Source organism: Globicatella sp. HMSC072A10 (assembly GCF_001811625.1).
In the GTDB taxonomy this organism is placed as follows: domain Bacteria; phylum Bacillota; class Bacilli; order Lactobacillales; family Aerococcaceae; genus Globicatella; species Globicatella sanguinis.
Window position 1 is genome coordinate 16,375 of record NZ_KV805818.1, and the last position, 11,374, is coordinate 27,748.

12 protein-coding genes are annotated in these 11,374 nt (G+C 33.9%); 2 read left to right on the plus strand and 10 right to left on the minus strand.

Annotation, left to right across the window (positions count from 1 at the left end; genetic code table 11):
- Positions 1–87: 87 nt before the first annotated feature.
- The gene (locus HMPREF2811_RS10330; RefSeq protein WP_071409259.1) at positions 88–1,113 is read left to right on the plus strand and encodes a lactonase family protein; all 1,026 of its coding nucleotides are present in this window, start codon (positions 88–90) and stop codon (positions 1,111–1,113) included.
- Between the two features lie 105 nt (positions 1,114–1,218).
- Here the strand turns inward: HMPREF2811_RS10330 and coaD are convergent, their stop codons facing one another.
- From coaD to HMPREF2811_RS10350, 4 genes are read right to left on the minus strand one after another with little or no spacing between them, the layout of a single operon-like run.
- Positions 1,219–1,716, minus strand: coding sequence for a pantetheine-phosphate adenylyltransferase (gene coaD / locus HMPREF2811_RS10335; RefSeq protein WP_066126503.1), 498 nt, complete (start codon positions 1,714–1,716; stop codon positions 1,219–1,221).
- Position 1,717: 1 nt separating this feature from the next.
- A complete protein-coding gene (gene rsmD / locus HMPREF2811_RS10340; protein ID WP_071409260.1) occupies positions 1,718–2,287 on the minus strand; it encodes a 16S rRNA (guanine(966)-N(2))-methyltransferase RsmD in 570 nt (189 codons plus the stop codon).
- A complete protein-coding gene (locus HMPREF2811_RS10345) occupies positions 2,284–2,667 on the minus strand; it encodes a YlbG family protein (protein WP_071409261.1) in 384 nt (127 codons plus the stop codon). The genes rsmD and HMPREF2811_RS10345 overlap by 4 nt, the downstream gene beginning before the upstream one ends.
- Entirely contained in the window at positions 2,657–4,108 is a 1,452-nt protein-coding gene (locus HMPREF2811_RS10350) for an FtsW/RodA/SpoVE family cell cycle protein (protein WP_071409262.1), read from the minus strand. The genes HMPREF2811_RS10345 and HMPREF2811_RS10350 overlap by 11 nt, the downstream gene beginning before the upstream one ends.
- 744 nt (positions 4,109–4,852) lie before the next feature.
- Between HMPREF2811_RS10350 and HMPREF2811_RS10355 the strand changes: the two genes are divergently transcribed.
- Entirely contained in the window at positions 4,853–5,692 is an 840-nt protein-coding gene (locus tag HMPREF2811_RS10355) for a DUF368 domain-containing protein (protein WP_071409263.1), read from the plus strand.
- 494 nt (positions 5,693–6,186) lie between these two features.
- On the opposite strand, the gene HMPREF2811_RS10360 is transcribed toward HMPREF2811_RS10355, so the two are convergent.
- The 6 genes from HMPREF2811_RS10360 to HMPREF2811_RS10385 form a co-directional block, all read right to left on the minus strand.
- Complete coding sequence (locus tag HMPREF2811_RS10360; RefSeq protein WP_071409264.1) at positions 6,187–7,530, minus strand: MATE family efflux transporter; 1,344 nt, start codon at positions 7,528–7,530, stop codon at positions 6,187–6,189.
- A gap of 12 nt (positions 7,531–7,542) precedes the next feature.
- The gene (locus tag HMPREF2811_RS10365; protein WP_071409265.1) at positions 7,543–8,958 is read right to left on the minus strand and encodes a hypothetical protein; all 1,416 of its coding nucleotides are present in this window, start codon (positions 8,956–8,958) and stop codon (positions 7,543–7,545) included.
- Between the two features lie 218 nt (positions 8,959–9,176).
- Entirely contained in the window at positions 9,177–9,776 is a 600-nt protein-coding gene (locus HMPREF2811_RS10370; protein WP_071409266.1) for a superoxide dismutase, read from the minus strand.
- A 72-nt stretch (positions 9,777–9,848) separates the two neighbouring features.
- Positions 9,849–10,277, minus strand: a complete 429-nt coding sequence (locus HMPREF2811_RS10375) for a MarR family winged helix-turn-helix transcriptional regulator (protein WP_066127296.1) — start codon at positions 10,275–10,277, stop codon at positions 9,849–9,851.
- Positions 10,278–10,422: 145 nt separating this feature from the next.
- Positions 10,423–10,755 carry a DUF2187 domain-containing protein gene (locus HMPREF2811_RS10380; protein ID WP_066127299.1) on the minus strand — a complete coding sequence of 111 codons (333 nt, stop codon included), beginning with the start codon at positions 10,753–10,755 and terminating at the stop codon, positions 10,423–10,425.
- 131 nt (positions 10,756–10,886) lie between these two features.
- Positions 10,887–11,374, minus strand: a 488-nt coding sequence (locus tag HMPREF2811_RS10385; protein ID WP_168164985.1) for an ATP-binding protein, incomplete at its 5' end; no start/stop codon positions are given.

Here is an 11,374-nt window from a genome sequence, read left to right on the forward strand (position 1 = left end):
TATTAATAAATTTTAATAATATTTTGAATTTTTTTAATCAGATGTTATACTATAAATAATCAAATACTGCTTTTAGGAGGAACATACGTGCAAAAAACTTACTTTTTAGGCGGATACACAAAAAGAGTTAATAAAGGAATATCCTCAGTCACATTTGATCCAAGCAAGACTAAATTTGGACCAGTCATCCCTGTTTCTGCTCTCAATAATCCAACTTGGTTAACCCTTAATGAAAATAAAGATACCTTATTTGCTATTAATAAAGCTGATAAAGGTGGTCTGACAGTACTGAAAAAAGATGCGAATGGTATTTTCATTACGCAATCAGAATGCTTTGCAACTGAGATTCCTGGGTGTCACATTTCATATCATGAAGCAACACGTACTGTTTATGTTTCGAATTATCACCAAGGGTCCATCGATATTTACCGTTATAGCGAAACAGGAGAACTATCTTTCATTGAGCAAGTCACTCATTCTGGCTCAAGCGTTCATAAAAATCAGCAATCACCCCATGTTCATATGACTCATTTTAGTAAAGATCAATCCCAATTATATGTTTGTGATTTAGGAACGGATGAAGTGTATGTCTATGATATACAAAATGATGGTTTACTAGCAGAATTTTCAGTAACGAAATTCCCTGCCGGCACAGGACCTCGTCATATCACACTTCACCCAACCTTAGACGTGGCTTATGTCATTGGTGAACTTGGTAACACGACTTCAGTGGTACGAATTAATGAAGACAAGACCTTAACTGTCATTAACACTTTACCAAATGTTGATGCATCCGAAGTAGAGACCTCAGCTGGTGCGGCTATTCGTATTACTCAAGATGGTCAATTCTTATATTGCTCAACTCGTTTTTCAAATTTAATTACAGTATTTAAAGTAGATTCTGTTGGAATGTTAAGTGAAATCCAAAGAATATCAACATATGGAGAAATTCCTCGTGATTTTATCTTAGATGAAACTGAAAAGTTTTTACTTATTCCTCATCAAGACACTGATTTGATTACTGTATTAAATCGTGATACAAAATCTGGTTTATTGAAAAAAGCTAAAGTAACGGCTTTAGCACCAGAATGTGTCAATATTATCCTAGCGTAATTATTATTTCTAGTACATTCAATTCGAATCAGTTGGGAATAGGAAAGACAACATATAATTGCAAAAGGTTTGGCAAAACTTTCGTTCTGCCAAACCTTTTTATTATTATATATCTTTTAAAGTGCCATATTTTTCTTCAATGGCCATTCGCACATTAGGTGGTACCATATCACTAATATCACCTTTAAAATAAGCAACTTCCTTAATCATACTTGAACTTAAATAACGATATTCTTCGTTGGCATACATTAACACTGTTTCCAGAGATTCAAATTGTTTACGATTAATAATCGCAATATTGCTTTCATATTCAAAATCCAGAGCATTGCGCACGCCTCTTAATAAAGCCACTGCATTTTTATTACGATAATAGGTTGCCACTAAGCCATCAGAATAAAGTTCTACCGAAACATTTTCAATTCCCTTAACAGCTTCTTCAATTAAGGTAACACGTTCATTCGGTTTAAAAAGTCCTTTTTTAGTTGTATTAACTGCAACGAGGACAATTAATTCATCGAATAATTTGCTACCACGTTCAATTAAATCCAAATGACCTAAGGTCAAAGGATCAAAACTACCTGGAAAAATTCCGATTTTTTTCATTTTATTCTACTTCATCCTCCCATTCATATAAATGAATTACTGTTAATCCATAATGCTTCTCACGATATTTAGACCATTGATCAATGGTTTCAGGTAAAGTTGTTTCATTATCCGTTTCACACATAATGATCGTATCTTGATTGATCAATCCGAGTTGGGCTAACCATTTAATATCCTCAACAATTTTCTCTCGTTTATAAGGCGGATCAATTAATACTAAATCAAAAATAACTGTTGGATGTGCCGTTTGATATTTTTTCAAACTCGCATAATTATCACCTGCTAATAAGGTAAAACGCTCGGTTTCTTTAGTAATTTCAATATTATGTTTGATGGTAGCTATTGCTGCTCGATGTTTCTCACAAATTACTGCATGATCCATTCCTCGTGAAACAGCTTCAATTGCTAGTCCACCCGTGCCACCATATAAATCTAATACAATGCCAGAGTGGCAACGACTTCCTAATAAATTAAAGATACTTTCTTTTATTTTGTCCGTTGTCGGACGCGTATTTTGTCCTGGGACTGCTTTTAATGGGCGACTGCCATATTTTCCTGCTACGACTCTCATTGGCTCTCTTCCTTATTTAACAGTGAATCGCGTAATGATTTTAAAAATGAATCATAATTAACATCACCGGTTACGATATCTTTCTCTTCTTCAACTACCGTTTTCTCTTGAAGCATATCTTTATCTTTACGATTCGGTATTGCATCCTTCCAAGTCATATCAATATCATCACGGTAAGAAACTTCTACTTTTTGAACAAAATGTAATTTATTTAATTTTTCGATTATCTCATCCTGTTCATCACGATTTACATATAAGATAACATAACGTAATCGATTGCTAATAAAATGAACATGTCCAAATTTTCGAATATTTTTAACTTGTTTCAAGGTATAGAGCCAAACGACTAATGCTTGACGCTCAATTAATTCAAATTCCATTCTCATCACTCCAGTCTACTAATGAATCATCATCCATCTCATTCTCAAAACTTGTTAGTTGTTTTCTCTCCATTGGTTCTACTGAATAAATTTCATTAGCTGGTATTGTATTTGTACGATTATTATTAAATGTCGAAGGAGAATGATCTTCATTTTGTTCATGAATGAACATCGCCTCTACTACTCCGATTGCAATCAAACTGACCATGATACTGGTCCCACCATAGCTAATAAACGGTAAGGTCACACCTGTTAATGGCAATAGACTTAGTGCACCACCAATATTAACAATCGACTGCACCAAAAACATAATTGCAATCCCCATTGTTAAATGGCGACGATAGCTATTTTTAAAAGTGGTAGCTATTTTAAGGATATAAATCATTAAAAAGAAGAAAATGATTAAAAAGATACTAATGCCTATAAGTCCTAACTCTTCTCCCATAATTGAAAATATAAAGTCTGTATGAGCAGCTGGTAAATGATTTCTTTTGACCAGACCGTTTCCTAGTCCTTTACCAAATAACCCACCATTACTAAAAGCGGTCAGGGATTGAATGATCTGATAACCTGAACCTAATTCATCGATAAAAGGATTAGTAAAAATACCAATACGTGCTTTTCCATAATTTCCGGATGCAATTAAATCTGGTCCATAAATATTCGACACCAAACGCAACATCAGATAGCCTAACATCAGGATACCATAAATTATCGCGATCCCTTTTTTGGAAAACCAACTGTGACCAAAAATCAATATTAATATTAAGCCAATAATTAATATCGTTCCATAATCAGGCATTTTTAGTAACGCGAATAAAGTCATTGACAATATAATAAAACTTATTAAATGGAGTGGCTCTTTTTTAATATCTTCGATTATGTCTTTCAACGTTTCAGATGGTTGTTTTACTAAACTTGGAATCTTTAACACTGTATTGGTAATCAAATCTAGATTGCTAAAACTTGCATACCACGCGAATAATGCGATTAACGCTAGTTTTGATAATTCGGAAGGTTGGAATGAAAAACCGCCTATTGATAACCAGTTAGCTGCACCACCACGTTCTTCCTCAAATAATGCAGTATATAACATTATTAACATGAACGAACCTGAAATGGTCAAGATTAATGGCAATGAGCGATACCATTTACTAGGGATTAAAGGCATCAAAAACAATCCCAATGAACCAATTATGACCGCTCTAAACTGACTAAAGACTAGACTAACTGCTTCATTGGTGCCATTACTATTTGTCTGATACATAGAGGCACTAAAGACAAAAATCATTCCAATAATCACTAAGATATACGTCATTAACAATAATACATGATTTAAGGATAAAAAATAATGGCGTATGGCCGAATATCCCTTTTTAAGCCATTGTAAACCTTTTTTATCCTTGAAAGATGGCTTGAATTTTATTTGATTTAATTTCATGAATGGCCTCCTCTCAGTTTCATTATTATAGCATAAATTAAAGTTTTAATGGTACTTTTACAAAATTTTCTTCGTGATAATAGCAAATCAATTTATTTTAAATAATAGACAGATTTTATTTGTACGCTGAATTTGCATAACAATTGAACAGTTGAGGGAGTAGGCCAGAAGTTAAAAATCAAATAATTCTTGTTTCGTCTCATCATCCCCGCAAAGTTGGGAGTGGTCTAGAAATAGAAAATCAAATGATTTTCGCTTCGTCTGTTCACCCTCACAAAGTTGGGAGTGGTCCAGAAGCAGAAAATCAAATGATTTTCGCTTCGTCTGTTCACCCCCGCACAGTTGGAAGTAGACCAGAGGTAGAAAATCGAATGATTTTCGCTTCGTCGGCCTACCCCCGCACAGTTGAGTAGGCCTCAAACAAGTCTTTAAGACGCAGGTTGAGACCACTCAACCACTGCGATTGAGGCCACACACCCTCTGCACTATTAATTAGCGCGCAATACTTGACTGAATTTACAATGTTATGTCTTACCTCTTTAAGACGCAGTTCAAGGCCACTCAACCACTAGGATATAAAATAAACAGATGAAACAAACGAATTATTTAAAGTTTCTAGCACCCCCTTATTGCCCCTTATCATTATTTTCAAAGTCAAAATATGGAAATTACTTGATAAAAATAGTGAAGCACTATACACTATTATAGTGTCATATTTTTTAGATACACAAATGGAGGAATGAAATGCAAACAAATGAAATAGCAAAAACAGAAAGTTGGTTCTTACGATTTATTAAAGGAATGTTTATTGGTTCAGGATTTATCGTTCCAGGAATCAGTGGCGGAGCTTTAGCTGCTATCTTTGGTATGTATGAACGTATTATTCGTTTTTTATCTAATATAACCAAAGACTTTAAAGAAAATGTCCTCTACTTTATTCCGGTAGGATTCGGAGCTTTGGCTGGTATTGTCTTCTTCTCTTTTGGAGTAAGTTGGGTTTTAGAAAATTATGAAACAATTGTTCGATGGTTCTTTGTCGGATGTATTGTAGGTACTGCTCCTTCATTATGGGCAGAGGCTGGTAAAAAAGGTCGCCAACAAAAAGACATCATCGTGATGGTAATTGCATTTATTTTTGGTTTTATTTTATTAGTCTTTGGCCAACAATTATTCCAAGGTCAAGTTGCAGCTAATTTTATTAGTTGGTTTATCTCTGGTGCCTTAATTGCACTTGGAATTTTAATCCCTGGTCTTAGTCCTTCTAATTTTATTATGTATATGGGGCTTTATCAAAAAATGTCAGATGGTTTTAAAACCTTAGACCTTAGTGTTATTATTCCGATTGCTTTAGGTGGTTTAGCAACCATTGTCTTATTATCCAAATTAATTGCTAGTATTTTTGATCGTAATTACTCTGGCTTCTTCCACTTTATCGTAGGAGTTGTCATTGCATCTACTTTAGTCATTATACCAACAGATTATACTGGTTTTGGTTTTATCCAATATTTTGCATGCCTATTATCATTATTAGGCGGTACCCTATTAGGTTGGTGGATGTCTCAATTAGAAGAAAAATATAAATAAAAAATCGGTCCAAAATAAAAATGAATGAGTCGTTTTTATTTTGACGTTTCAAATGAAGTAAATAACTCTGAATAGATGGCTTTTGGGGTACCTTAATCGCCAAGCCACATTAAAAATAAATAGACTGAACAGAAATTTATTATGAACAGCCTTCTATCTATCTGATAGAGAGCTATCCATCATTTCTGTTCAGTCTTTTTGTATATCCAAATATATATAATTTCGCTAGATTATAGAGTTGAGTTTATCCAAAGATAATGTTGGTCCATTAAATTAATGTATGATAACCGTTGATTACTAAAATAAGTAATATCGAATGGCGTTATTTATTTTTATTGCTTCAGAGTATAGACCATTGAGTCAAAATTCCTTAAGCCTTAGGTTGTTGATTAATGCCATTCAGCTAAATCTGTCAATAATAAGGATTACTTGCAATGAATTGGACTCATCATTTTGGTAAAGTCGCTTTAATTAAAATAAATACTAGGCTGACCCTACTTAATAACATGAATCCATTTTTGTGACCTAAACCGCATGATACCGACAATTGATTTTACTACTTCATCCATTAAGACCATTGACATCACCCACAAGATTGGTAATTGTAAAAATTTGGCTCCAATAAAAGCCAAAGGGACCCCTACCAACCAGACCGCAAAAGTCTCCATAAACATTGAAAACCTTGTATCACCGCCACCTCTAAGGATGCCCACGACAATAATGGAATTAAAGGCTTTTAATACATAGAATAAACCAATCACAATGAGTAATTGACTTGAAATCTGTCGAACCGTTGGACTTAATGATGGAAATGCCATTAATAAAATATCCCGTCCTAAAACAATCGAGGTTCCGATGATAATTCCAATTATAATGACAATTTTAATGAAACGACGCCCTAAATCGTAGGCTTCTTCTGTTTCGCCGCGTCCCACAGAACTTCCAATCATAATCGTACAACTATTAGCCAATCCCCTTACTAATACAAATAAGATGTTTTGGATAGAGGCAACAATTTGAACCGCCGCAGTCGATTCTGTCCCTGTCATTGCATAAGCAATATTATAAAGCACTTGCCCTAATGACCAAAAAGTTTCATTTAAAATAACCGGACTCACAATTTCAATATATTGCTGTATAAACGCTTGATCAAAATTAAAAAATTGTTTAAATGAAGCATTAATCGGCCCTTTATAACGGAAGGTATACCATAGAATCATAATAAATTCTACTAAACGTGCAATAACCGTTCCTAATGCAGCCCCTACCACACCTAAACGTGGGAAGAAGCCAATCCCGAAAATTAATAAATAATTAAAAATAGCATTCGTAAAAAATCCGACAATCGAAGCGTATAGTGGTGGATTGGGTGCTCCGGTACTTCTTAATGAGGTACCAAAAGCAAAACTAACGCTCGTCATAATATACGATAAACTAACCACTTGTAAATAGCGACTACCACTAGCAATGACTTCTGAATCACTAGTTAGTAGGCCCATTATAAAGTTTGGGAACAATAAAGCAATCATTGTAAACAATAAACCAAAACCGGTACACAATGCAATTGCAAAGCCTGTAACACGTTGAACATTGGCTGTATCTTTTCTTCCCCAGTATTGTGATACTAACACCGATGACCCTGTATTAATTCCAAAACATATCAAAATATAAAAGAAAAATACTTGGTTAGCCAACCCCACACCTGCTAGCGTAATATCTCCTAATGAAGAAATCATAAGCGTGTCTAGCATATTTAAAGAAGAAGTTATTAAATTTTGAATCGCAACTGGTATCGCAATTGCTAACATCGTTTTATAAAAATGATTTTTTTGTTCCATTCACCAAACCTCTTATTCAATTATTTTTCTTAAAATTTGATCACTCACCTGATCCATTAATAAACTCGGATTATATACATTAAAGTTATCAAAATTAAGTGTTATCGTTGCTCCTACTTCTGCTGTATTGGCATCGGCACTCCATAAAATAACCCCCATCAATTGATACGTTTCTTTATGAATAAGATAATCAATTCCATAAACTTTGTTATCTTGATTAAACATTTCCTTATCCAATTCAGTTAACGTTGATGAAAATTGTTCATAATCTTGTTCAAAAAACTCTCTCAAAGTAATAAAAGTTGATTCTTCTGTCGCTTCCAATTGATCTAACAGCTCATACTGTTGGTCTAATCGTTGAACAAATTGTGCATAGCGATTAGTTTGCTTAAGCTCTTGAATTTCAACATTTCCCTCTGTTTCTTGATACTGTCGATTTGCTTTCCAAAAACTTACATTAATCAATGATTGTTCTTTCAATTCACCTTCGATTAAGCTATAGGGTTCACCATTTAGATAATTCCCCATTGTCAAAGTCGTTTGGGTTTGATCATCTCGATAAGTTTCCAGATAATTAATCACTTGATAAGGATTAGCTTCTGCAATCAATTGTTGTTGATCTTTTTGTGTGGTGTCTAAGCTAACTGTTTGATTGGTATCAATTTGCCATTCATCAAACTCAGCTTTCGAATTAATATTAGATTCGATTTTAACCTTATATTGAGTATTTAAATCATTTATTACCATATTCATTACAATATAAGTAATATCACCATTTTCTGTATCGACACGATATTGTGCATCCATTTCAATCTGGGCATTTTTAGATAGCATCATCGGTAAACTAAATAACTGAGGTGCAATTGTTAAGAGTTGTTCATCCTCAATCGTACGCTTAACCAACACGTTGTTTTCTGATTCGTCAAGTTGCCATTCATCGCTTCCTTCAAATAAATACTTCATTAAAGAAATATAAAGAATGGTCGATTTAGTATCTCCTGACAAATTTTGCCACGAATTTGAATTAAAACGATAATAATAGTCTTCTCCACTGTAATATATTTGCTCTTCAAGCTCGTGAGAGTTTTGCTCGATTTGGTTAGTCACCAAATAACCTTTAAGTTGACCTTCTTCATAACGTTCCTCTGTTTTTTCATTGACTTTATATAATTGATCGTCAATCGTAGTGGAAACAACCAAATTCATGCCTACTTTATCAAGGGCTTCAAAACGTTTAGCTATTAATTGTTGCAATTGTTGCTTCTTGGTAGTACTTTGTTGGTGGTCTTCCATTACATTGACTTTGCTATCGTCAACGGACTCAGAAATATTACTAGTCGTTTCATTGGGATTAACTGGGCTTAAATCAACACATCCACTTAGCAATAATACACTTAAAGTCACAAGACAATTTCTTTTAAAGTTCATTAAACTCTCCCCCTATCTCTTTTGTATTATAGCTAATTATTTCCCTACTAACAACCTTTGAAAAAGAAGATTATCAACCTATAACAAACTGAAATATCTGCAACAAGCAGCCTTACAAATGCTTGTTTACGCCTCTTGTAACGAATATTTTACATGAAAAAAATCGTCTAACATTTTAAAATGCTAGACGAAGATTAATTCAATCATATAGTCTTAGACTAAGCTAAGCGATCTGCAACAACTTCCCAGTTTACTACGTCCCAAAATGCTTTAATATAATCTGGACGACGGTTTTGGTAGTTTAAGTAGTATGCATGTTCCCAAACATCTAAACCTAATAAAGGTAATAAGCCTTCTGTTAATGGGTTATCTTGATTTGGAGTAGAAACTACTTCTAATTTACCATTATTAGAAACTAACCAAGCCCAACCTGAACCAAAACGTGAAGCGGCAGCAGCAGCAAATTTTTCTTTAAATTCGTCTACAGAGCCAAATGCTTCAACAAGTTTTGCTTCCAAATCTGCTGGAATCTCTTTTGCTTGAGAAGGCGCTACTAATTCTTCCCAGAATAATGTATGATTATAGTGACCCCCACCATTGTTGCGGACAGCGGTTTGAATATCTTCTGGCAATTCTGCCCAACCTTTAACTAATTCTTCAATTGATTTATCAGCATACTCTGTACCTTCAATTGCTTTATTTAAGTTGGTAACATAAGTGTTATGATGTTTTGTATAATGGATTTCCATTGTTTGAGCATCGATAACGGGTTCTAAAGCAGCATATTCATAATTTAATTTTGGTAATTCAAAAGTCATAAAAGAGTCCTCCTTAGTATTTTAACTTAAGTTTAACATCTTTAAAGATAATAAAAAAGTTATTTGCTTATATTAAGATTTTATACCATTCATTTTCTTTAATAACTGACGAATTTCAGTAATATCGTACTCACTTAACTTATCAAAATTAGCAGTTAGTTGCTCCGCGTGAGCTGGGAATAGCTCATCCATTAATTTTCGTCCACTTTCCGTAATCTCTACATTAATCACTCGACGATCTTCTGGTGCAAATTCACGTTTAACTAATCCTTTATCACATAATTTATCAACGATATAAGTCGTACTACTATTAGCAATTAAAATGCCCTCTTTAATTTGTTGAGTCGTTCGTTTTCCTTTATGGTATAAGATTTCTAAGACCGCAAATTCATTCAAATTTAAACCAAAATTCCCTACGTATTTACGGGTTTTAGATTCTATTTCATTAATGCTGCGTTTTAAAGCAATATAAGTTTTTAAAGATTCTGCTTTTCGTGACATACTTTGTCTCCTCTCTTAGTGTCATAAACCCTCCCATATTTATGCATCATGTCATTATTTAACACGCTTAAATATCTTACCATATTTTTTCTGAAGATAAAACAAAAAAGTACGATTTAGCATTTAAATGCCAAATCGCTATCTTTTAGCCTATAAAATCAATAATATCCTTAAAATTAACAATGGTCTTATCTTCACAGATATCTTTCATTGTCGTGTCTGAATAGTCCCAGTTAATCTTAACAACGGCGCTATTAGTCAATAATTTAATAATTGTCCCACGCATCAAATTATCCCTAAATTCAAAAGTAATGACTTCGTTCAACTCAGGTCTAATAGATTTTTTAACCTTTTCAATCATTTCTTGTGCTTCATCAAAATCTACTTTGAGAATAGCGGCAATTCGTGATTTACTTGTCCCTCGACGTAACTCTTTTTCAATTATGTTCTTGGTTTTTAAGTTAAGTTTTTTTGTCATATCGTACCCTCTTCCTAATTGACAAGAACGCCTACAACTGAATCTATTATACCACATTTAAAAGAAAAACGCATTCAATTTGCTCTTTGTATATGTATAAAAGTTAACTAAACAATACCGAATTGTCTCACTTAAGATTCCCCACTTTTTCGTGGGGAAATTTTGTCTTTAAATTGATAAGAAGGGCCTGTTATATTAATGAGATAAGAATGATGTAAAATACGATCAATAATCGCCTTTGTTAACATCTCATCTTGTCCCATAATGGTATGCCATTTATCGAAGGTTAAGTTACTCGTAAATATCGTGGATAGTTTTGTATATCGCATATCGATTATATTGAAAGAATAATTTCGCTTCGTCTGTCCACCCCCGCACAGTTGAGTAGACCAGAAGTAGAAAATGAATAATTTTCCTTCGTCTGTCCACCCCCGCACAGTTGAGTAGGCCTCAAACAAGTCTTTAAGACGCAGGTTGAGACCACTCAACCACTGCGCAAGATGCAGTTTGAGGCCACTCAACCACTGCGCTTTTAATGAATAAGCACTGATTTTACTGAATTTTTCAAATTTATGCCCAACCTCATTAAGATGCAGTTTGAGGCCACTCAACCACTGCG